Origin of the sequence: Pseudomonas sp. HY2-MNA-CIBAN-0224, from assembly GCF_040310285.1 — a bacterium.
GTDB lineage: Bacteria > Pseudomonadota > Gammaproteobacteria > Pseudomonadales > Pseudomonadaceae > Aquipseudomonas > Aquipseudomonas helleri.
The window spans coordinates 46,806-67,764 of sequence record NZ_JBEOPQ010000007.1 but is presented as its reverse complement, the minus strand read 5'-3'; the positions used below and the strand labels follow the sequence as shown (position 1 = coordinate 67,764).

19 protein-coding genes are annotated in these 20,959 nt (G+C 60.0%); 10 read left to right on the top strand and 9 right to left on the bottom strand.

Going from position 1 to position 20,959, the window contains the following annotated elements:
- Positions 1-5: 5 nt before the first annotated feature.
- Genes AAEZ03_RS06260 through pilM form a run of 3 tightly spaced genes read right to left on the bottom strand, consistent with a single transcriptional unit; the run spans position 6 to position 2,154 of the window.
- Entirely contained in the window at positions 6-617 is a 612-nt protein-coding gene (locus AAEZ03_RS06260) for a type IV pilus inner membrane component PilO (RefSeq protein ID WP_123751072.1), read from the bottom strand.
- Positions 617-1,183, bottom strand: a complete 567-nt coding sequence (locus AAEZ03_RS06255; RefSeq protein WP_048386385.1) for a PilN domain-containing protein — start codon at positions 1,181-1,183, stop codon at positions 617-619. Before AAEZ03_RS06255 ends, AAEZ03_RS06260 begins: the two co-directional genes overlap by 1 nt.
- Positions 1,183-2,154, bottom strand: a complete 972-nt coding sequence (pilM, locus tag AAEZ03_RS06250) for a type IV pilus biogenesis protein PilM (RefSeq protein ID WP_350576970.1) — start codon at positions 2,152-2,154, stop codon at positions 1,183-1,185. The genes AAEZ03_RS06255 and pilM overlap by 1 nt, the downstream gene beginning before the upstream one ends.
- A gap of 207 nt (positions 2,155-2,361) precedes the next feature.
- On the opposite strand from pilM, the gene AAEZ03_RS06245 reads away from it, so the two are divergent.
- The gene (locus AAEZ03_RS06245; RefSeq protein WP_409348651.1) at positions 2,362-4,785 is read left to right on the top strand and encodes a penicillin-binding protein 1A; all 2,424 of its coding nucleotides are present in this window, start codon (positions 2,362-2,364) and stop codon (positions 4,783-4,785) included.
- A 73-nt stretch (positions 4,786-4,858) separates the two neighbouring features.
- On the opposite strand, the gene AAEZ03_RS06240 is transcribed toward AAEZ03_RS06245, so the two are convergent.
- From AAEZ03_RS06240 to rpmE, 4 genes are all read right to left on the bottom strand, one after another.
- The gene (locus AAEZ03_RS06240) at positions 4,859-6,175 is read right to left on the bottom strand and encodes a lipase family protein (RefSeq protein WP_350576968.1); all 1,317 of its coding nucleotides are present in this window, start codon (positions 6,173-6,175) and stop codon (positions 4,859-4,861) included.
- 204 nt (positions 6,176-6,379) lie between these two features.
- Positions 6,380-7,648: a malic enzyme-like NAD(P)-binding protein gene (locus tag AAEZ03_RS06235; RefSeq protein ID WP_048366718.1), complete on the bottom strand. Its 1,269-nt coding sequence runs from the start codon at positions 7,646-7,648 to the stop codon at positions 6,380-6,382.
- Positions 7,649-7,818: 170 nt separating this feature from the next.
- Positions 7,819-8,655, bottom strand: coding sequence for a thermonuclease family protein (locus AAEZ03_RS06230; RefSeq protein WP_350576965.1), 837 nt, complete (start codon positions 8,653-8,655; stop codon positions 7,819-7,821).
- Positions 8,656-8,660: 5 nt separating this feature from the next.
- Positions 8,661-8,885, bottom strand: coding sequence for a 50S ribosomal protein L31 (gene rpmE, locus AAEZ03_RS06225; protein WP_048366720.1), 225 nt, complete (start codon positions 8,883-8,885; stop codon positions 8,661-8,663).
- Positions 8,886-9,109: 224 nt separating this feature from the next.
- Here rpmE and AAEZ03_RS06220 point away from each other — a divergent pair, with 224 nt between their 5' ends.
- From AAEZ03_RS06220 to AAEZ03_RS06195, 6 genes are all read left to right on the top strand, one after another.
- The gene (locus AAEZ03_RS06220) at positions 9,110-11,329 is read left to right on the top strand and encodes a primosomal protein N' (protein WP_350576963.1); all 2,220 of its coding nucleotides are present in this window, start codon (positions 9,110-9,112) and stop codon (positions 11,327-11,329) included.
- Positions 11,330-11,512: 183 nt separating this feature from the next.
- The gene (gene argS, locus AAEZ03_RS06215) at positions 11,513-13,249 is read left to right on the top strand and encodes an arginine--tRNA ligase (protein WP_123751066.1); all 1,737 of its coding nucleotides are present in this window, start codon (positions 11,513-11,515) and stop codon (positions 13,247-13,249) included.
- A gap of 1 nt (position 13,250) precedes the next feature.
- On the top strand, positions 13,251-13,946 hold the full coding sequence (locus AAEZ03_RS06210) for an SPOR domain-containing protein (RefSeq protein WP_123751065.1): 696 nt from the start codon (positions 13,251-13,253) through the stop codon (positions 13,944-13,946).
- Between the two features lie 206 nt (positions 13,947-14,152).
- Positions 14,153-14,683, top strand: coding sequence for an ATP-dependent protease subunit HslV (hslV, locus tag AAEZ03_RS06205; protein WP_048366724.1), 531 nt, complete (start codon positions 14,153-14,155; stop codon positions 14,681-14,683).
- A 68-nt stretch (positions 14,684-14,751) separates the two neighbouring features.
- Complete coding sequence (gene hslU, locus AAEZ03_RS06200) at positions 14,752-16,086, top strand: ATP-dependent protease ATPase subunit HslU (protein ID WP_048366725.1); 1,335 nt, start codon at positions 14,752-14,754, stop codon at positions 16,084-16,086.
- A gap of 75 nt (positions 16,087-16,161) precedes the next feature.
- Positions 16,162-16,533: a gamma-butyrobetaine hydroxylase family protein gene (locus AAEZ03_RS06195; RefSeq protein WP_406549858.1), complete on the top strand. Its 372-nt coding sequence runs from the start codon at positions 16,162-16,164 to the stop codon at positions 16,531-16,533.
- Between the two features lie 98 nt (positions 16,534-16,631).
- Here AAEZ03_RS06195 and AAEZ03_RS06190 read toward each other — a convergent pair whose 3' ends face one another.
- Together AAEZ03_RS06190 and AAEZ03_RS06185 are read right to left on the bottom strand one after the other, a co-directional pair.
- The gene (locus AAEZ03_RS06190; RefSeq protein WP_350576957.1) at positions 16,632-17,387 is read right to left on the bottom strand and encodes a phasin family protein; all 756 of its coding nucleotides are present in this window, start codon (positions 17,385-17,387) and stop codon (positions 16,632-16,634) included.
- Positions 17,388-17,517: 130 nt separating this feature from the next.
- Positions 17,518-17,793 (bottom strand): polyhydroxyalkanoic acid system family protein, encoded by a 276-nt coding sequence (locus AAEZ03_RS06185; RefSeq protein WP_123751062.1) that lies wholly within the window; start codon positions 17,791-17,793, stop codon positions 17,518-17,520.
- A 110-nt stretch (positions 17,794-17,903) separates the two neighbouring features.
- On the opposite strand from AAEZ03_RS06185, the gene ubiE reads away from it, so the two are divergent.
- Genes ubiE through ubiB form a run of 3 tightly spaced genes read left to right on the top strand, consistent with a single transcriptional unit; the run spans position 17,904 to position 20,901 of the window.
- Positions 17,904-18,674 (top strand): bifunctional demethylmenaquinone methyltransferase/2-methoxy-6-polyprenyl-1,4-benzoquinol methylase UbiE, encoded by a 771-nt coding sequence (ubiE, locus tag AAEZ03_RS06180; RefSeq protein ID WP_048366729.1) that lies wholly within the window; start codon positions 17,904-17,906, stop codon positions 18,672-18,674.
- Positions 18,674-19,297, top strand: coding sequence for a ubiquinone biosynthesis accessory factor UbiJ (locus AAEZ03_RS06175; protein ID WP_123751061.1), 624 nt, complete (start codon positions 18,674-18,676; stop codon positions 19,295-19,297). Before ubiE ends, AAEZ03_RS06175 begins: the two co-directional genes overlap by 1 nt.
- Entirely contained in the window at positions 19,294-20,901 is a 1,608-nt protein-coding gene (gene ubiB, locus AAEZ03_RS06170) for a ubiquinone biosynthesis regulatory protein kinase UbiB (RefSeq protein WP_048366731.1), read from the top strand. The genes AAEZ03_RS06175 and ubiB overlap by 4 nt, the downstream gene beginning before the upstream one ends.
- The last annotated feature ends 58 nt before the right edge of the window (positions 20,902-20,959 follow it).

Genomic DNA, 20,959 nt, shown 5'->3' with positions numbered 1-20,959 from the left:
GGGATCTATCCTTGATCGTAGGTGCGGTAGGTCTTGGCCAGCAGCGTCATGCGCAATTGGCCGTCGTTTGTCTCGTTGAGTGGGGTGAGGGTGAAGTCATGCAGGGTGACAATGCGCGGCAGGCCCGCCAACTGGCTGACGAAATGCCCCAGGTCGTGATAGCCGCCAATCAGCACCAGCTTTAACGGCAGTTCGGCGTAGAACGGTTGCAGCACCTCGGGCGACCACTGAATGTGCTCGATCTGCAAGCCGCTGGTCTGGCCGAGACGAGACATGTCGTCCAGCAGGCCGGGCACTTGGGCCTGACCGGGCAGCTGCTTCAAGACGTCGCTGAACGCCGCTTCAAGCTCATGCATCGACAGCAACTGGGCTTCCAGGCTCGCGACCTGAGCGGCCTTGGCAACAAATTCGCCATGCAGCATCACTTCGGCGTCACGCTGCTGAGCAAGCTGGTTAAGCGGCGCCCGTAGCATCAGCGCGTAGCCCATCACCAGCACTGCACTCACTAACACCAACACAACCACGGCCTTGAGCCTGAACGAGCCATTGCTGACACGCTCAACGTTCAGGTCTCGCAGATCAAAATGGCTCAGGCGCGCCAACCAGTGAGCAACCATCAGAACTGGGCGCCGGTGTGGGCATGCCGCGTTTGGCGCACGCTCATTTGGAACAAGCGCTGCGGTCCTTCGCTTGGGCTGGGACCTGCCTGCACGTCGATCAGCACCGGCGCTTCAAGCCAATGCGAGGCGTCAAGGTTGCGCATCAGCTCGGCAACGAGGCTGTTGGACTGCGCCACCCCGGTGATCACAAGGGTCTGGTCAGACATTTTTACGTCAGTAAAAAACACGCCCTTGGGCAAGCTGCGCGCCAACTGCTCCAAAATGATCCCGCTGTCAGACCGGTTGCCTTGTAATGTTTCGATGGTCTGCATGCGCTCAAGCAGTTGTTCGCGGCGCACTTTCAGTTGGTCGATCTGCTCGGCACGACCATCCAGTTGCACCATCGAGCTTCTGATCAAGTCGTTGCGCGCCAGCTGCCGTTCAACAGCCCGGTCAATAAAGTGGTCGATCACAAACAACCCGCCTACCGCCACCGCTGACAGTGCGATCAGTACGACTACAAAACGCTTACGTCGTTTTTCTCGCAACAGGGTGCGCCACGGCAGTAAGTTGATGCTCGCCATTAATCAAACCCCCTCAAGGCCAGACCGCAGGCAGTCAACAACATCGGGGCATCGCAACGCAAGGCTTGAGGTGTAACCAAAGGGCTAATGGTCATTTGCGAAAACGGGTTGGCAACGTGCACGGGCAGCCCGAGGCGGGCCTCAAACCAGGCACTCAGGCCGCTGCGGGCGCCAATTGGCCCCGCTAACCAAAGCGATTGCACGGCGGGCGCGGCAACTGATTCGGCGTATTGCTCAAGCCCACGCTTAACCTGCTCCAGCGCGCCCGTCGTGAAGGCGTCACCTTCAAGCGTATCGGCGCCAAACAACAGCTCCCGGGCATAAAGCACCTGCCCTTGGTGAACGACACTGAGCAGCGTGGTGTGGCCCGCAACGTCGATGACGGCCACGGTGGCCGGCAGTTGCGTCTCATCACCCAACAGTGTCGCACCTTCAATCGCACGCGCCAGCGCATGGGCCTGAACCGCGACCACCCGCGCCTTGAGTCCGGCTTGGCTCAGCACCGCCTCGTACCACGCCAAGGTGTGCTGGCGGCACGTCACCAGCAGCACCTGCAGTTGTTGCGGATTGTTCGGTGAAGGCCCCAGCACGTCGAAATCCAGGGCGGCTTCGTCCAGGGCATACGGAATGTATTGCTCGGCCTCAAGCCGCACGTACAACTCCAGATCGTCATCGCTGAGCCCGGCGTCCACCTCAAGGTGTTTACAGATGACGTGCGTGTCCGGGAGCGCCACCACCGCCTCGCGCGCCGACACCGAAGCGGCACCCAGCGCCTTGAGCAGCACCTGGGCGACACTTTTCGGCTCGGCGCTGGTCTGATCGTCCATGAGCGTGGCGGGCAGCGGTTCAACCGCATAGGCCTCCAGCTGGAAGGGGCCGTTTGAACGGCTCAATTCGACAATTTTTATCGTGTGCGAGCCAATGTCGACACCCACATACCGCTGGCGGGCTTTACAAAAATATCCGGGCACTGTGATTTTCCCTAATGCATTGCGTGACTTACGGAGGGTAAAAAATGAGATCCGTTCATAACCCGTTCTGACATGCGGCCCATGACGCTGGCAGCCGAAAAATGCTTATAATGCCGGGCGTTTTTTTCCGCATCGTCGACCCGGCGCAGCATGCGCACTACCCTGACGTGCAAACCCATTTCTTAATCTGGAAATCCAAAAGCCTTGATTCGTCTGCTGAAGTTTTTCGGGTGGTCTTTCGTTGCCGTGGTCTGCGGGCTTTTGCTCGTGCTCAGCGGCGCGTTTCTCTATCTTAGTCCTGGCTTGCCGTCCGTAGAGTCGTTGAGAAGCATCCAGTTGCAGATTCCTTTGCGGGTCTACACCAGCGACGGGAAATTGATTGCAGAGTTTGGCGAAATGCGCCGCTCTCCGATCAAGTTCGCCGACATTCCGCCCAATTTCATCAATGCACTGCTCTCGGCAGAAGATGACAACTTCGCCAATCATTACGGGGTCGACCCGAGCAGCCTGATGCGTGCCGCCAGCCAGTTGGTAAAAAGCGGACACATACAATCGGGGGGCAGCACCATCACGATGCAGGTGGCGAAGAACTATTTCCTCACCAGTGAGCGGAGCTTTTCACGCAAAACCAACGAAATCCTGCTGGCCCTGGAAATCGAACGCGAATTGACCAAGGACGAGATCCTTGAGCTGTACGTGAACAAGATTTACCTGGGTAACCGCGCTTACGGCATCGAGTCCGCTGCGCAGGTTTACTATGGCAAGTCGATCCGTGACCTGAGCCTGGCGCAGATGGCAATGATTGCCGGTCTGCCAAAAGCCCCTTCGCGCTTTAACCCGCTGGCCAACCCGGTGCGCAGTAAAGAACGCCGCGACTGGATTCTGGGCCGCATGTACAAGCTGGGCAAAATCGACCAGGCCAGTTATGAAGCCGCGATTGCCGAACCGGTGAACGCCAGCTACCACGTGCCGACGCCAGAAGTGAACGCGCCTTACATCGCTGAAATGGCCCGCGCTGAAATGGTCGGCCGTTATGGCAGCGAGGCCTACACCGAAGGTTATCGCGTGACTACGACCGTCCCGAGCGACCTGCAAGAGCTGGCCAACAAGTCGGTTGAAGACGGCTTGATGGTCTACGACCAGCGCCACGGCTATCGCGGCCCCGAAGCACGCTTTGCCGGTAAATCCCCGTCGGCCTGGGCTCAGGAGCTGACCAAGCAGCGCACTATCAGCGGGCTTGAGCCGGCCATCGTGACCCAGGTCGACAAAGACGGCCTGCAAGTGCTGACCCGTAACGGCGAGGCTCACGTCCCGTGGGACAGCATGAAATGGGCGCGCAAGTTCATTAACACCAACAGCATGGGCCCCATGCCCAAGCAGCCTTCGGATGTGGCGCAAGTTGGCGATTTGATTCGCCTGCAACCGCAAGCCAACGGCACCTACAAGTTCAGCCAGGTCCCTGACGTGCAAGGCGCGCTGGTATCCCTTGACCCGGACAACGGCGCCATTCGTGCACTGGTGGGTGGTTTTGCCTTCGAGCAAAGCAACTATAACCGTGCCACCCAAGCCAAGCGCCAACCAGGCTCCAGCTTCAAACCGTTCATTTACAGCGCCGCCCTGGATAACGGCTACACCGCAGCCACCTTGGTAAACGACGCACCGATCGTGTTTGTCGATGAGTACCTGGACAAGGTCTGGCGCCCGAAGAACGACACCAACACCTTCCTCGGCCCGATCCCGCTGCGTGAAGCGCTGTACAAGTCGCGCAACCTGGTCTCGATCCGCACCCTGCAAAGCCTGGGTGTCGACCGCACCATCGACTACATCAGCAAGTTCGGCTTCAACAAGCAGGACCTGCCGCGCAATCTGTCGCTGGCCTTGGGTACTGCTACCCTGACGCCGATGGAAATCGCTACCGGCTGGAGCACCTTTGCCAACGGCGGTTACAAAATCACGCCGTACCTGATCGACAAGATTGAAAGCCGCAACGGCGAAACCCTGTTCGTGGCCAACCCGCCAAGCGTTCCGAAAAACGCCAGCAAAGACGTGCCTGCAGAGGCCGCCGCGCTGACCATTGACACCATCAACGCCGCGCCCGGCCTGCCCACCGCAGAAACCCAGGCCGTCGCTGAGCGTATCGTTGACGGGCGCACCACTTACATCCTCACCAGCATGCTGCAGGACGTGATCAAACGCGGCACCGGCCGCCGTGCCCTGGCGCTGGGCCGTACCGATCTGGCAGGCAAAACCGGTACCACCAACGAGTCCAAAGATGCGTGGTTCTCGGGCTACAACGCCGATTACGTGACCACCGTATGGACCGGTTTCGACCAACCCGTGAGCCTTGGCCGTCGCGAGTACGGTGGCACCGTGGCCCTGCCGATCTGGATGAGCTACATGGGCGGCGCGCTCAAAGGCAAACCTGCCCACACCCAGGCCGAGCCGGAAGGCATCCTCAGCCTGCGCATCGACCCGGCCAGCGGCCGTATTGCCTCACCGGGCACACCGGGCGCCTACTTTGAACTGTTTAAAAGCGAAGACACACCGCCGACCAACAGCGAACTGGGCAGCACCCCGGCACCGGGCAGCCCGCTGCCAGCAGAAGACGGGGCGCCAATAGATCTCTTCTGACGAAGAGAGCGTCAAGGGGGGGGCTAGCTGCAAGCGGCACGTTACATGCCGCTTGCAGCTAGCCCCCTTTTGTTTAGGACTGCTGCGTACAGTCGCCATACACCTCATCCACGCATGGCACCTTGAACCTCATGTCGTACAAGCGCTGGCGGGTGATGTGGAGCCGGCTCAGCTCACGCATCAACAGGTTGATCATGCGTTCTTGCTCATGCCGGTCCGCATCCACCTGACTCACCACGGCCTGATAACGACGACGCAGTTGCTGGGCGATTTGCTCAAACGCCAGGTCAACCGCCTTTATTAGAGCTTCTGTCACTTCGGGTTCACGAGCCTCCAGGGCGACCTGTGAGCGCTGCAATGCAACCCAACTGCTCGCCACATAGCTGTCTACGCCCAACGACTCCCCAAGGCCGACCCCAACCATCCCGTCGCACTCGGGCCTGTCACGCAGCCGCTCAAACACCAAAAGACTCAGCGCATGCTGGGTCACGATATCGCTCGTGGGTGCCCACATCAGGTGCGCACTCTCCTGCCCGGACGCCAGCGGCATGAAGTGGCACAAGGCTCCGTGATGCTGATACAGCTCGCTGGTCAACGCGCTGAGACCCGCCACAAACACACCCAGCTCAGGCAGCCCATGGTTAAGGCCCAGCGTGGCGTGCCCGCGATACGTCGACAGCCGGGTGTTCATCCAGCTGCCCGGCAGGCTGGGCAACGGGTCGTGATGGTGGACCATGCGGTAATGCGCCAGCGATTGCGCCGTCCGAACAAAGGCAGCGTCGCCCGCACGGGGCGCGCCGTAGGTATAAAGCTGCACGTCACGATGGCGCAGCATCTGGCACAGGATCAGCGCAATGGCGCCACTCACACCGTGCCCGCACATCAGCACTTTATGCCCGCCGAAGCCGTTATTCAGACAAGCACTTACGCGCTCATAAAGGCGCATGGCGGCGTGGTAAAAGCCCCGATGCACGCGGCCTGCCCCCTCTTCAAAGGGCACCGGCTCAAGGTCGCCCTCCCCCAAAAAGGCCGTCGCCGGGCCCGGATCGCGCACGGCGATCAGCAACAGTTCAGGGGTGTGGGCCATAAACAGCTGATCGCACGACTCCGGTACCCGTTGAAAACGCTGTGAATAGACCACGTCCTGGTACAGCGGGCGATAAACATGACGCTCAGACGCAGCAGGCTCCAGGATGCCGCCGCCGTGCGCGGCCACCAAGGCCATTTGGTAGCGGTTCAGGGCACATTGCTGGCCTGCGCCCGACAGCATGAGGCTTTGGACACGCAATACTCCGTCGATTGCGCCGCGCCCTGTGGCGTCCAGGCCATCGTGGTGACGTTGGTCCTGTTCATCGACCAATTGAAGGCGGGTACTCTGGGAAACGGGCACAGGTGTCTGCATATCAGCGGGCGTCATGGGGAGGTGTCAAAAAAGGAGAGCTGACGCTAACGGATAGTGCTGGTGTTGGATGTAGGAATATTCTTGAAATACATAAGAAATGATTTAGCAGAGAAACAGTCGCTTTCAGCCCCCCTTAACGCAAAAAGCCCCGACTCTTTCGAGCCGGGGCTTTTGGTTTGACGCTACGCGGGCTTAGCCGTTGAAGACGTCATCCACGCTTTTCAGCGGGTAGTGTTTCGGGTACGGCAGGGTGGCCACACCGGTCTCGATAGCGGCTTTAGCCACGGCATCGGAGATCAGGGTGATCAGGCGCTTATCCATTGGTTTCGGGATGATGTACTCACGACCGAATTCCAGTTTGATGCCGCCGTAGGCGTCGCACACTTCTTGTGGCACTGGCAGTTTGGCCAGTTCACGCAGTGCGTTGGCCGCTGCGATTTTCATTTCTTCGTTGATGCGCTTGGCGCGAACGTCCAGAGCACCACGGAAGATGAACGGGAAGCCCAGTACGTTGTTGACCTGGTTCGGGTAGTCCGAACGGCCAGTGGCCATGATCACGTCGCTACGGGTGGCGTGAGCCAGTTCCGGAGAGATCTCCGGGTCCGGGTTGGAGCACGCAAACACGATCGGGTTGGCCGCCATGGACTTCAGGCCTTCAGCGCTCAGCAGGTTCGGGCCGGACAGGCCTACGAACACGTCAGCGCCTTGCAGGGCGTCGTCCAGGGTGCGTTTTTCGGTCGCGTGAGCGAACACCGCTTTGTACTGGTTCAGGTCGTCACGGCCGGAGTGGATCACGCCGGTACGGTCGATCATGTAGATGTTTTCGATCTTGGCGCCCATGCTCACCAGCAACTTCATGCAGGAGATGGCCGCTGCGCCTGCGCCCAGGCACACGATCTTGGCTTCTGGCAGGGTTTTGCCAGCGATTTCCAGGGCGTTGATCATGCCGGCCGCGGTCACGATCGCGGTGCCGTGCTGGTCATCGTGGAAAACCGGAATGTCGCACTGCTCGATCAGAGCGCGCTCAATCTCAAAGCACTCAGGTGCCTTGATGTCTTCGAGGTTGATGCCGCCGAAGGTGATGGAAATACGCTTAACGGTATCGATGAAAGCTTGTGGGCTTTCGGCGTCGACTTCGATGTCGAACACATCCACACCGGCAAAGCGCTTGAACAGCACGCCTTTGCCTTCCATAACCGGCTTGGACGCCAACGGGCCGAGGTTGCCCAAGCCCAGAATTGCGGTGCCATCAGAAATTACAGCGACCAGGTTACCCTTGCCGGTGTACTTGTAGGCCAGCTCAGGATCGCGGGCGATTTCGCGTACTGGCTCGGCTACACCCGGGCTGTATGCCAGCGCTAGATCGCGGGCAGTCGCAGTAGGTTTGGTGAGCTCGACGCTCAGTTTCCCCGGGCGGGGCTGGGCATGATATTCGAGAGCGGCGGTTTTCAAATCAGACATATAGGCATTCCGCTTTTTTTCTGTTGGACGACGGACCGCCGAGCATACGCGTGTCGTAAAGTCCCGACAAGACTGACCAGTCAGCAGTGTCAAGGGCTTTACCCTACGACTTTGGGCCAAGAGCCGCGACCTAGAAGGGCTGAATGTCCACAATTTAAATATAAAATTGTCTACAACTTTACATTCGAAATGGTTTTTATCATTCCTGGATGGGTCAGTGAGAGCATCCAGCGCGCCTGCCCTGATTTCAAACCACCCCGTTGGGCACGGTCCAGCACCCAGCCGCGCACCTCGATTTGCTTGCCCTGCAAGCGGGTGAGCACTGCCTGATCGAAGTTGTGCAAGTACTCGGGGGCAATGCGAACCACCGCCCCGCCCTGCAGATCAATCCACACGCCGCCACGGTTTCGCTGCACCCGGGTGACGTTGGCGCTCACCAGCGCGAAGCCCGAACGGTTGATCTGCTGCGGGGCCAGCACCGGCGATTGTCGCCACAAGCCGAGCGAGGCAGCACGCGCACGCTGCTCGGCGGCCTGCTGGCAATCGAGCAGTTCAACGTTAGGCGCCAGGGCAACCTGAAACCCCAGACCATCAGCCAGCAACTGTGCTTCGAAATTGCTGCCATTGGCGCCGAAAACATGGGCCAGAGTACGCCCATAGCGATCTTGCGGCTGCAACCCCGGTAGCAAGCCGACACGCCCGTCACTCTGCGTGACCAGCGCTTGCAGGCGTTTGCGTGCGGCATCGGCAAACGGCTCGTCAGGGCGGCCCTTTTTACCGGTTTCCGGGGCATTGAGGCCAATCAGGCGCACGCTGCGGCCATCTTTAAGCCGCAGCGAGTCGCCATCGACCACGCGCTCCACCTGCGCGTAGCTGACTGCGCGCGGCGCCGGGCACAGTACCTGCGCCTGAACGGTGGAATACCAAATCGCGGGCACAAAAAAGGCGCCCACAAGGGACGCCTTTTTCATTAACCCGGTCAGACTCAAAAGCCTGGCCAAGGTCATGTGCCTTACTCGGCGACTTTTTTAGCGCCGAAAGCACCAAAACGAGTCTTGAAGCGATCAACACGACCGCCAACGTCCAGAGTTTTTTGCTTACCGGTGTAGAACGGGTGGCACTCGTTGCATACGTCAGTACCCAGTGGCTTGCACAGGTTAGAACGAGTTTCGAACTTGTTGCCGCAGCTGCAAGTTACTTCGATCACTTCGTACGCTGGATGGATATCGGCTTTCATGGGGTATTCCTCAGGCTAGCGTGCCGCCACTCAACACCATTGTTGAATACCGCACGTAAATTTAGGGCGGGAATGATACCAGACCTTTAAACAGACGCAAGCACCGGGGGTCGGCTGTTTCTTCATCTTCATCTACGGGTTTTCAGCCACCCCGAACCTGCTTCCGGACGCGTTGTCTGCTAGGCTCCCGGCCATATTGAACGCCGACCACTTGAGAGCCCCGCGTGCCCGACGCCATTTTGCGCCTTGCCCTGCCTTCCCCTTTGCGCCGCCTGTTTGACTACCGGGCGCCTGCGGGCGTGCTGCGCAGTCAATTACAGCCTGGCATGCGCTTGCGGGTGCCGTTCGGGCGACGGGAAATGATCGGCATTCTGGTCGAAGTGGTCGATCACAGCGAAGTTCCGGCCGACAAGCTCAAGCCGGCCATTGCCCTGCTCGACAGCACGCCACCGCTGCCCGCCTCGCTGTTCAAGCTGTGCCTGTGGACGTCGCAGTATTACCAGCACAGCTTGGGCGACACGCTGAGCTGGGCGCTGCCCGTGCTGCTGCGCCAGGGCGAACTGGCCGAAGCGCGCCAGGAGCGTTTCTGGCAGATCGCCCCCGGCGCCAAGCTGGATGACCCACGTATCGCTCGCGCCCCGCGCCAGCGCGAGGCCCTGGCCACTCTCGCCCAGCACCCGCACGGCGTGGCCCATCAGCTGTTGAGCAAGTTAAAGCTGAACAAGGACAGCCTCGACCTGTTGCTGGCCAAAGAGCTGGTGGCCGTCGAAATTCGCCGCCACGCGCCCAGTGCACGCCATGAACGCTGGCTGGCCCAGCCCGAGCTGCCGCTCAACGATGAACAACGCGCTGCCTGCGAGGCAATTCGCGCCGGGTTCGACAGCTTCCATGCCTTTTTATTGGCGGGCGTGACCGGCAGCGGCAAGACCGAAGTGTATTTGCAGCTGATCCGCGAAACCCTCGAAGCCGGTAAACAGGCCTTGGTGTTGATCCCGGAAATCAACCTGGGGCCACAAACCCTGGCCCGCTTCGAGCAGCGCTTCAACGCCCGTATCGCACTGGTGCACTCGGCAGTCAATGATCGCGAGCGTCTCGAAAGCTGGCTCGCGGCCCGCGACGGCGAGGCCGACATTATTATTGGCACGCGCTCGGCGCTGTTCATCCCGATGAAAAACCCCGGGCTGATCATCATCGACGAAGAACACGACGGCTCTTATAAACAGCAGGAAGGCCTGCGCTACCACGCCCGCGACCTGGCGCTGGTGCGGGCACGGCAAGAAAACATCCCGATCGTGCTCGGCTCAGCCACTCCTTCGCTGGAGAGCCTGCATAACGCCTACACCGGCCGCTATGGTTTGCTGCGTTTGAATGAACGTGCAGGCGGAGCCAAGCAGCCGCGATTCCTGCGCCTGGATGTAAAAAGTCGCCCACTGGACAGCGGTATTTCCGGGCCGATGCAACAAGCCATCGGCCAGACACTGGCGGCGGGCCAGCAAGTACTGGTGTTTCTCAACCGTCGCGGCTTTGCACCGACCCTGCTGTGCCATGACTGCGGCTGGATGTCGGAGTGCAAGCGCTGCGACGCGCGCATGACCGTTCATCAGCGCTCAGGCGAATTGCGCTGCCATCACTGCGGTTACGTCGAGCGCGTGCCGCGCAATTGCCCGCAATGCGCCAAGGTTGATTTGCGCCCTGTAGGGGCAGGCACCGAGCGAGCCGAAGAGCGGCTGGCGATTTTGTTCCCGGATTACCCGGTGCTGCGGGTCGACCGCGACAGCACGTCACGCAAAGACGCGATGAACCAGCTGTTTGCCACCATCCAGAAAGGCCAGCCGTGCATTTTGGTGGGCACGCAAATGCTCGCCAAGGGCCACCACTTTCCACGGGTGACGCTGGTGTCGATTCTGGATGCTGACGGCGGGCTGTTCTCGGGCGACTTCCGCGCCAGCGAACGCATGGCGCAATTGATCGTGCAGGTCGCAGGCCGTGCGGGCCGGGCTGAAGAACCGGGCCGGGTGATTATCCAGACCCACCTGGCCGACCACCCGCTACTGATTCAACTGACCGAGCAAGGCTATTTTGCCTTCGCCGAACAGGCCTTGAGTGAACGCCGGGCTGCGGGTTTGCCGCCCTTTGCGCACCTGGCGCTGCTGCGCGCCGAAGCGCACAAGCCGGGGCAAGCCGAAGGGTTCCTGGATGAAGCCTGCAGCGAAGCCGAGCGCTTGCTGGGCGAGCTGAACCTGAGCGGCATCGAACTGCTGGGCCCCGTGCCTGCGCCAATGGAACGCAGGGCCGGACGCTACCGCGCTCAACTACTCTTACAAGCCAACGCCCGCGCGCCGCTGCATCGGCTGCTGAGCCACTGGCTGCTGATCCTTGAACAAATGCCCAGCGGCAGGCAAGTCCGCTGGTCGCTGGATGTCGACCCGGTTGATTTGTATTGACGCAAGGCGTGTAGGAGCGAGCTTGTCTCGCGATCTTTTAAACGATCAAAAGATCGCGAGACAATCGAGCGTTGACCGGCTGCTCCTACAGGCTTGCAGCTCGCCGCTCCGTTAGCGGACAATACCCAGTTTTTCCACCTGCGCACTGAAGCGCTACCGCGCTTGCGGTCGAAAGAGAAGACCATGAAAGACACCATTCGCCAGCTGATTCAACAAGCCCTTGCTCAACTCGTCACAGAAGGTGTGTTGCCTGAAGGCCTGACGCCAGCGATTCAGGTGGAAAACGCCCGTGACAAAACCCACGGCGACTTCGCCAGCAACATCGCCATGATGCTGGCCAAACCTGCAGGCCTTAAGCCACGCGATCTGGCTGAAAAAATCATTGCCGCGCTGCCAGCCGATGAGCAAATCAGCAAGGTCGAAATCGCCGGCCCCGGTTTCCTCAACTTTTTCCAGAACACTCAAGCCCTGGCCTCGCGCCTGGACGCTGCACTGGCCGACCCAAAGCTCGGCGTGCGCAAAGCCGGCCCGCACCAGCGCACCGCTGTCGACATGTCCGCGCCTAACCTGGCCAAGGAAATGCACGTGGGCCACCTGCGCTCCACCATCATTGGTGACGGCGTGGCACGGGTGCTGGAGTTTTTGGGCGACGAAGTGATCCGTCAGAACCACGTGGGCGACTGGGGCACCCAGTTCGGCATGCTGATGGCCTACCTGGAAGAAAACCCGATCACCAGCGACGAGCTGTCTGACCTCGAAAACTTCTACCGCGCCGCCAAAAAGCGCTTCGACGAGTCCCCTGAATTTGCCGACCGCGCCCGCAGCCTGGTGGTCAAGCTGCAAGCCGGTGACCCGGACTGCCTGGCGCTGTGGAGCAAGTTCAAAGACATCTCGCTGTCGCACTGCCAAAAAATCTACGAACTGCTGAACGTTAAATTGACCATGGACGACGTGATGGGCGAAAGCGCCTACAACGACGACCTGATCAACGTGGTCAACGATCTCAAAGCCAAAGGCATGCTGGTGGAGAGCAACGGCGCGCAGTGCGTGTTCCTCGACGAGTTCAAAAACGCCGAAGGCGAGCCGTTGCCGGTGATTATCGTTAAGGCAGACGGCGGCTACCTGTACGCCACCACCGACCTGGCAGCCATCCGCTACCGCAGCGGTGTACTGAAGGCCGACCGCGCCCTGTACTTCGTCGACCAGCGTCAGGCCCTGCACTTCCAGCAAGTGTTTGCCGTGGCACGCAAAGCCGGTTTTGTGACCCACCCGATGGAAATGGAACACATGGGCTTCGGCACCATGAACGGCGCTGATGGCCGCCCTTTCAAGACCCGCGACGGTGGCACGGTAAAACTGATCGACCTGCTTACCGAAGCCCAGGAACGTGCCTACACCCTGGTGAAAGAGAAGAACCCTGAGCTGGCCGAAGAAGAACTGCGCGCCATCGCCAAGGTGGTCGGCATCGACGCGGTGAAATACGCGGACCTGTCCAAGCACCGCGCCAGCGATTACAGCTTCAACTTTGACCTGATGTTGAACTTTGAAGGCAATACCGCACCTTACCTGCTGTATGCCTACACCCGTGTGGCGGGCGTGTTCCGCAAACTGGGCAAGCGTTTCGACGAAGTACCGGGACACATCGTCCTGGCGGCGCCACAAGAGCAGGAATTGGCCGCAAAACTGGCGCAATTCGGTGAAGTGCTGAACAACGTTGCTGAAAAAGGCACGCCACACACACTGTGCACCTACCTGTACGAAGTGGCCGGTCTGTTCTCCAGCTTCTACGAGAACTGCCCGATCCTGAACGCCGAAGACGAGGCCCAAAAACAAAGCCGTCTGCGCCTGGCAGCCCTGGCCGGCCTGACCCTCAAGCAAGGCCTGGAATTGCTGGGCCTGGAAACTCTGGAGCGCATGTAAGTTGGCCGCCAAGAAAAAACCTGCACCCAAGCGAGGCGCCAGCCGGTATCAGGCGCCAGCCAAAAAGCCGATTCCGGGCTGGTTGTGGCTGGCCATCGGCCTCACCGTCGGCGCGTTTATTGTGTTCCTGATGAAGCTCGAGCCGGGTAAGGGCGACGACGTCAAACGGGTCAAACAAGAGGCGCAAAAAACCTCGCAAGCGGCTGAAGCCAACAAGACGCCGCCGAGCCCGACTCAGCCGGTCAAGCCCAAGTACGACTTCTATACCTTGCTGCCCGAGTCAGAAGTGATCGTGCCGCCAGAAGCCGTGCCGGAGAAAACCCCACCTGCGCAGCCAACGGCCCCTCTGGCGCCGGTGACACCGGCTGAAGCGGCAAAAATCGACACCGTGCGGGCTCAAGCGGCCCTGAACGGCCTGACGCCACCGCCTGCTCCACCGGTGGTCAAGGAAGCGCCGTCGACGACCAAGTTCTTCCTGCAGGCGGGCTCGTTCCGCAAACAGGCTGATGCGGACAAAGTACGCGCTCAGATCATCCTGCTCGGCCAAACCGCTTCGGTAGAGTCGGGCACGGTGAAAGACGAAACCTGGTACCGGGTACTGGTCGGCCCGTTCAGCAACCGCGAACAACTGACCGTGGCCCAGAAGCAACTGGCCGGTGGCGGCTTCAACAACCTGTTGTTGCAGCAGCGCCGCTAACACCCAGCACTCTCGCCGGGACATGAACCCTGTGGGAGCGGGCTTGCTCGCGATGGCATCATCGTGAGCAAGCCCGCTCCCACAAGGTCGGCGCCAAATCTCTCACTCCATTCATCCGCATTCCCCTCCCGCTGTTGAAATACGCGCTACAACCCCCATATGTATCTCCATCAGGCATTTTCGCCCCGCTGCGTGGAGACTCTCCCTTGACCACCATCGTTTCAGTTCGCCGCCACGGCAAAGTCGTTATGGCTGGCGACGGCCAGGTTTCTCTTGGCAACACCGTGATGAAAGGCAACGCGAAAAAAGTCCGTCGCCTGTACCACGGCCAGGTAATCGCCGGTTTCGCCGGTGCAACTGCCGATGCATTCACCCTGTTCGAACGCTTTGAAGGCCAGCTTGAGAAACATCAGGGCCATCTGGTTCGCGCCGCTGTCGAGTTGGCCAAAGAATGGCGTACCGACCGCTCGCTGAGCCGCCTGGAAGCCATGTTGGCCGTCGCCAACAAAGACGCGTCCTTGATCATCACCGGTAACGGCGACGTGGTTGAGCCCGAAGACGGCTTGATCGCCATGGGTTCTGGCGGTGCTTTTGCCCAGGCGGCAGCCCGCGCCCTGCTGATGAAAACCGACCTGCCGGCCCGCGAAATCGCCGAGACCGCTCTCGGGATTGCTGGCGACATCTGCGTGTTCACCAACCACAACATCACTATTGAGGAGCAGGACCTCGCTGAGTAAGCCCCCTGCCGGGCCAGTTCGCTGGCCCGTGTATGCACCTGACTTCAGCTAGAGGAACGCCAATTATTATGTCCATGACTCCCCGCGAAATCGTCCACGAACTCAACCGCCATATCATCGGCCAGGACGACGCCAAACGCGCCGTTGCCATCGCCTTGCGTAACCGCTGGCGCCGCATGCAGCTCCCTGAAGAGCTGCGCGTTGAAGTCACCCCGAAAAACATCCTGATGATCGGCCCGACCGGTGTCGGTAAAACCGAAATCGCGCGCCGTCTGGCCAAACTGGCCAACGCACCGTTCATCAAGGTTGAAGCCACCAAATTCACCGAAGTGGGCTATGTGGGCCGCGACGTTGAGTCGATCATCCGTGATCTGGCTGACGCGGCGATCAAGCTGCTGCGCGAACAAGAAATCGTTAAAGTCCGCCACCGCGCTGAAGATGCCGCTGAAGAGCGCATTCTCGACGCATTGCTGCCACCTGCCCGCACGTTTGGCGAAGAGGCGGCGACACCGCAGGACTCCAACACCCGTCAGCTGTTCCGCAAGCGCCTGCGTGAAGGCCAGCTGGACGACAAGGAAATTGAAATCGAAGTGGCCGACGTGGCCGGTGTCGATATTTCCGCGCCGCCTGGCATGGAAGAAATGACCAACCAGCTGCAAAGCCTGTTTGCCAACATGGGCAAAGGCAAGCGCAAGAGCCGCAAGCTGAAAGTCAAAGAAGCCCTGAAAATGGTGCGCGACGAAGAAGCCAGCCGCCTGGTCAACGACGAAGAACTCAAGGCCAAAGCCCTGGAAGCCGTTGAACAGCACGGCATCGTGTTCATCGACGAAATCGACAAGGTTGCCAAACGCGGCAACGTCGGCGGTGCCGATGTATCCCGTGAAGGCGTGCAGCGCGACCTGCTGCCGCTGATCGAAGGCTGCACCGTCAACACCAAGCTGGGCATGGTTAAAACTGACCACATCCTGTTTATCGCCTCCGGTGCGTTCCACCTGAGCAAGCCAAGCGATCTGGTGCCTGAGCTGCAAGGCCGTCTGCCGATCCGTGTCGAACTCAAGGCGCTGACCCCGGAAGACTTCGAACGCATCCTCAGCGAGCCGCACGCTTCGCTGACCGAGCAATACCGCGAACTGCTGAAAACTGAAGGTCTGAACATTGAGTTCCAGCCTGAAGGCATCAAGCGTCTGGCGGAAATTGCCTGGCAGGTTAACGAAAAAACCGAAAACATCGGTGCTCGTCGTCTGCACACGCTGCTGGAGCGCCTGCTCGAAGAGGTATCGTTCAGTGCCGGTGACATCGCCAGCGCTCAGAACGAAGAGCCGATTCGTATTGACGCCGAGTACGTGAACAGCCACTTGGGCGAACTGGCCAAGAACGAAGACCTCTCGCGCTACATCTTGTAAGCCGGGCACCTGTAGCCGCTGTCGCAGCCTGCGACAGCGGCTTCGTGTTTGTGTGAAGACCAAAAGGTTATGACCATGATCCCCAGCGCCATCAACCTGCACAAAGCCTCAAAAACCCTGACCCTCAAGTACCCGTCTGGCGAGGAGTACCACCTGCCGGCCGAACTGCTGCGCGTGCATTCGCCGTCCGCAGAGGTGCAGGGCCACGGCAAGCCCATTTTGCAATTCGGCAAAATCAATGTCGGTTTGCTCAAGATCGAACCCGCAGGCCAGTACGCCCTGAAGCTGACCTTCGATGACGGCCATGACAGCGGGCTGTTTACCTGGGAGTACCTGTATCAACTGGGGAAACGCCAGGATGAGTTGTGGCAGGACTACCTGGCCGAACTCAAAGCCGCCGGCAAGTCCCGCGACCCTTCGGTGTCAGTTGTAAAGCTGATGCTGTAGCACCCTGGCCAACTGTAGGAGCGAGCTTGTCTCGCGAGCTTTTTAAAGATCAAAAGATCGCTAGGCAAGCTCGCTCCTACAGGTTGGATGTGGGCAACTCAGGATGGGGTGGTTGGCTCCGGGGCCTTCACTTCGGCTGGTTTTTTGACCGCCGCCGGTTTTTTAGCAGCGGGTTTGGCCGCTGCCTTGGCTGCCGGTTTTGCGGCTGGCTTGGCGGGGGCTTTGGTAACAGGTTTTGCGGCTGGTTTTGTCACAGGCTTGGCCGCAGCGCTGGCTGCCGGTTTAGCCGTTGCAGGCTTGGCGGCTGGTTTAGCGGCCGCTGGCTTGGCAGCAGCAGGTTTGGCCGCGGCAGGCTTAACGGCTGGCTTGGCGGCTGTCGCTTTGGCTGGCGCGGGCTTGCTTGCAGGCGTGGCTTTGGTAGCGGCGACCTTTGCGGCGGCGGCGGTGAGTTTTTCGATGTGTTTGGTCAGCACATCAACTTGCGCATGCAAGGTTTTGACTTCTTCGCGGCTCGGTACGCCCAAACGGGAGATCGCGCTGCTCAGGCGTTTATCGAAAGCCTCTTCGAATTCGCTCCACTTCTCCAGCGCCAGGTCTTTCACATCTTCAACCCGTGAGCGCGCGGATGAGGTGGTTGCCTTGGCTTCATCGACAAACTTGTTGCCTGCACTCTTGGCCAGCTTTTCAGCTTTTTCGCCGTCTTTGACCAGGCTGTCAAACAGCTTGCTGCCATCGGCATCAATCTTTGAGTACACCCCAAGGCCTGCCAACCAGATCTTGCGCGAGTACTCTTCTATCTTGCCGGTCCATGAGTGACTTTCTTTTGCAGGTGCAGCCGGTTTCTTTGCAGCCATTGTGTTCCCCTCAATGTTCAGTCGCGACGTCTTTGAGTCAAAGCGCCGCGTCATCAAGGTGAACAACATGTTCACCTGTAACAGGTTTAGACCTTAATCCGCCTAGTTTCAAGGCAGGTTTAAAACAGGTTTATGCCAAGGCTTTGTCCAGCGAGCGTTCAATTTCTGACTGGATCATGCCGCTCATCGCCGACATCAACATGCCCAGTTTCACGTCCACTTTGACCCGCCGCTCATCCACTTCCAGTTGGGCCTCGACCCCGGAACGCTTCAGGGTCACCTTGTCGCCGGACCACTCAGGGCTTAGCCCGTACTGAGATTGCAGCTTGCCCACCACTTCCCGGGCCTTGACCCGTGCCTGCTCAAGACCCAGGGTGTGGGTGCGCTCAACACTGATGTTTGCCATTGCTGCTTTCCTCGTAAAAAAGTCGATCACTATACTTACATTGACCCTCGCCAAGACAAAGCCGGCTACCGGGATTAGAATGGCCAGCATTCTCTTCTGGTGACAGCGATATGACTGATCAGCGCAAAGGCAGCGATGCCGAACCCACCACTCACTTCGGCTTCAAGAACGTGCCGGAAAGCCAAAAGGCCGACAAAGTCGCCGAGGTTTTCCACTCCGTGGCCGGTAAATATGACCTGATGAACGACGTTCTGTCGGGCGGCATGCACCGTCTGTGGAAGCGTTTCACCATCGAGCTGTCGGGTGTACGCCCTGGCAACAAGGTGCTGGACATCGCTGGCGGTACGGGCGATCTGGCGCGCAAGTTCTCGCAACTGGTCGGCCCGACCGGCCACGTGGTACTGGCCGACATCAACGCCTCGATGCTCAAGGTAGGCCGTGATCGCCTGCTGGACAAAGGCGTTGCCGGCAATATCGAGTTCGTTCAGGCCGACGCCGAAAAGCTGCCGTTCCCGGACAACCACTTCGACTGCGTGACCATTGCCTTTGGCCTGCGTAACGTGACCCACAAAGAAGACGCGCTGCGCTCCATGCTGCGTGTGCTCAAGCCGGGCGGCCGCCTGTTGGTGCTGGAGTTCTCCAAGCCGACCAATGCGCTGATGTCCAAGGTCTACGACGCTTACTCGTTCGCCTTTATGCCCATGGTCGGCAAGCTGGTGCTCAACGATGCCGACAGCTACCGCTACCTGGCTGAATCGATCCGCATGCACCCGAACCAGGAGACGCTGAAGTCGATGATGGTCGAGGCCGGTTTTGACCGCGTGACCTATCACAACATGACCTCAGGTATCGTCGCACTGCACCGCGGCATCAAGCCCTGATGTTGCTGCGCGGCCTTCTCGCCAGCGTCGAAACCGGCGTTAACCGGGTATTGCGCCTGGACAGCACGGCCTTGGCACGCTTGCGCCCGTTGACCGGTAAGGTCATTGCGGTGCGCGGCAGCAGCCCGACGGTTCAGCTGTTTATCCTGCCCAGCGATGAAGGCCTGCTGCTGGCCGCTGAGTGGGCCGCCGACGCCGACTGCACCTTGCGTGCCCCGACGTCGACCCTGCTGCGCCTGGCCTTGAGCAAAGACAAAAGCGCGGTGTTGCACAGCCCGCAGGTCGACCTCGAAGGCGACAGCGCCGCGCTGATGGCGCTGGCCGCCGTGCTGCAAGACCTTGAGCTGGACTGGGAGTACGAACTCTCACGCTGGCTCGGCCCTGTGCCTACGGCGTTGATCGGCGGCCACCTGCGCAGCCGCGCCAACTGGTACCAGCAAGGTTTCGCCAGCCTCAATCAGAACCTGGCCGAATACCTGAGCGAAGAAGCCCGCACCTTGGTCGGCGAACGTGAAGCGCAAGCGCGCTTTGAGCAAATCGACCGACTTAAACTCGACCTGGACCGCCTGGAGGCACGCTTTGAGCGCCTCAGCCGATCCCTCAAGCCCAGCGATCACGCATGAAGCTGCTTGCCATACGCCGTTTGTTTCGCATCCAGCGCGTCGTCATTCGCTACCGCCTGGATGACCTGCTGTTTGCCCTGCCCTTGCCGTGGTGGCTGTTGTCGCTGCGCTATGCCCTGCCGTGGCGCTGGTTCCCGCGTAAAAAGCTGGAGCTGAGCCGAGGCGCAGCCCTGCGCTTGGCTTTGCAGGACTTGGGACCGATCTTCATCAAGTTCGGGCAAATTCTGTCGACCCGTCGCGACCTGCTCCCCCCGGACATCGCCGATGAGTTGATGCTGCTGCAAGACCGGGTTCCGCCTTTCGACCCGGAACTGGCGGTCAAGCTGATCGAAGAACAGCTCGGCGCCAAAATCAGCGAAGTCTTTAGCCGTTTTGACATTGAGCCGCTGGCCTCGGCCTCGGTGGCTCAGGTGCACGCCGCCAAACTCAAGACCGGCGAAGAGGTTGTGGTCAAAGTCGTCCGCCCGGGCCTAAAGCCGATCATCGGTTCTGACCTGGCCTGGCTGTTTATTCTGGCCAAGACCGCCGAGCGCTTGAGCGCCGACGCGCGCCTGCTGCACCCGGTAGACGTGGTCAGCGATTACGAAAAAACCATCTACGACGAACTCGACCTGCTGCGCGAGGCGGCCAACGCCAGCCAGCTCAAGCGCAACTTCGAAGGTTCGCCGCTGCTTTACGTGCCACAGATTTACTGGGACTGGTGCCGCCCCAAAGTGCTGGTCATGGAGCGCATCTACGGGCTGCAAGTCACCGATCTGGCGGCCTTGGCCGACCAGCGCACCGACATGAAGCTGCTGGCCGAGCGCGGGGTCGAGATCTTCTTCACCCAAGTGTTTCGTGACAGTTTTTTCCATGCCGACATGCACCCCGGCAACATTTTTGTCAGCACGGTCAGCCCGTGGAGCCCGCAATACATCGCCATCGACTGCGGCATCGTCGGCAGCCTGACCCCCGAAGACCAGGACTACCTGGCGCGCAACCTGTTTGCCTTCTTCAAGCGTGATTACCGGCGTGTGGCCCAACTGCACATCGACTCGGGCTGGGTCCCGGCGAACACCAAGCTCAACGAGTTTGAGGCGGCGATCCGCACCGTGTGCGAGCCGATTTTCGAGAAGCCGCTCAAAGAGATTTCCTTTGGTCAGGTGCTGATGCGCCTGTTCCAGACCGCTCGGCGCTTCAACATGGAAGTCCAGCCGCAGTTGGTTTTGTTACAAAAAACCCTGCTCAACATCGAAGGCTTGGGCCGCCAGCTGTACCCCGACCTTGACCTGTGGAGCACCGCGCAGCCGTTCCTTGAACGCTGGATGCGCGAGCGCGTCAGCCCCAAAACCCTGCTGCGCAACCTGCACAGCCAGGTCGAGCAGATCCCGCATCTGGCGGGCATGACCCGCGACCTGCTGGAACGCATGTCTCAACCTCACGCCAAAAACCAGCCGCTGGCGGTGCGTGAGCCCCGTGACGGCTGGTTCTTGCGCCTGCTGGGCGCCGGGCATGTGGTTGCGGGTGCCTTGCTGGCAACTGTCGGCCCCTTGGGCAGCATCGGTTACTGGCCGGCGGGTATCCTGCTGGTGGTGGGCCTTTACCTGATCGTGCGCCGATCGTAGGAATTCTGGTCACTCTTGAGAGAGGCTGGCAAACTGTGGGCATCGCGAGTGCGGAGTC

Bases quoted from the DNA above. Each gene is read 5' to 3' on its own strand.
- AAEZ03_RS06260 (WP_123751072.1), bottom strand. From the start codon at position 617: ATGGTTGCTCACTGGTTGGCGCGCCTGAGCCATTTTGATCTGCGAGAC.
- AAEZ03_RS06255 (WP_048386385.1), bottom strand. From the start codon at position 1,183: ATGGCGAGCATCAACTTACTGCCGTGGCGCACCCTGTTGCGAGAAAAA.
- AAEZ03_RS06235 (WP_048366718.1), bottom strand. From the start codon at position 7,648: ATGTCTGATTTGAAAACCGCCGCTCTCGAATATCATGCCCAGCCCCGC.
- AAEZ03_RS06230 (WP_350576965.1), bottom strand. From the start codon at position 8,655: ATGACCTTGGCCAGGCTTTTGAGTCTGACCGGGTTAATGAAAAAGGCG.
- rpmE (WP_048366720.1), bottom strand. From the start codon at position 8,885: ATGAAAGCCGATATCCATCCAGCGTACGAAGTGATCGAAGTAACTTGC.
- argS (WP_123751066.1), top strand. From the start codon at position 11,513: ATGAAAGACACCATTCGCCAGCTGATTCAACAAGCCCTTGCTCAACTC.
- hslU (WP_048366725.1), top strand. From the start codon at position 14,752: ATGTCCATGACTCCCCGCGAAATCGTCCACGAACTCAACCGCCATATC.
- AAEZ03_RS06195 (WP_406549858.1), top strand. From the start codon at position 16,162: ATGATCCCCAGCGCCATCAACCTGCACAAAGCCTCAAAAACCCTGACC.
- AAEZ03_RS06190 (WP_350576957.1), bottom strand. From the start codon at position 17,387: ATGGCTGCAAAGAAACCGGCTGCACCTGCAAAAGAAAGTCACTCATGG.
- AAEZ03_RS06185 (WP_123751062.1), bottom strand. From the start codon at position 17,793: ATGGCAAACATCAGTGTTGAGCGCACCCACACCCTGGGTCTTGAGCAG.
- ubiE (WP_048366729.1), top strand. From the start codon at position 17,904: ATGACTGATCAGCGCAAAGGCAGCGATGCCGAACCCACCACTCACTTC.
- AAEZ03_RS06175 (WP_123751061.1), top strand. From the start codon at position 18,674: ATGTTGCTGCGCGGCCTTCTCGCCAGCGTCGAAACCGGCGTTAACCGG.
- ubiB (WP_048366731.1), top strand. From the start codon at position 19,294: ATGAAGCTGCTTGCCATACGCCGTTTGTTTCGCATCCAGCGCGTCGTC.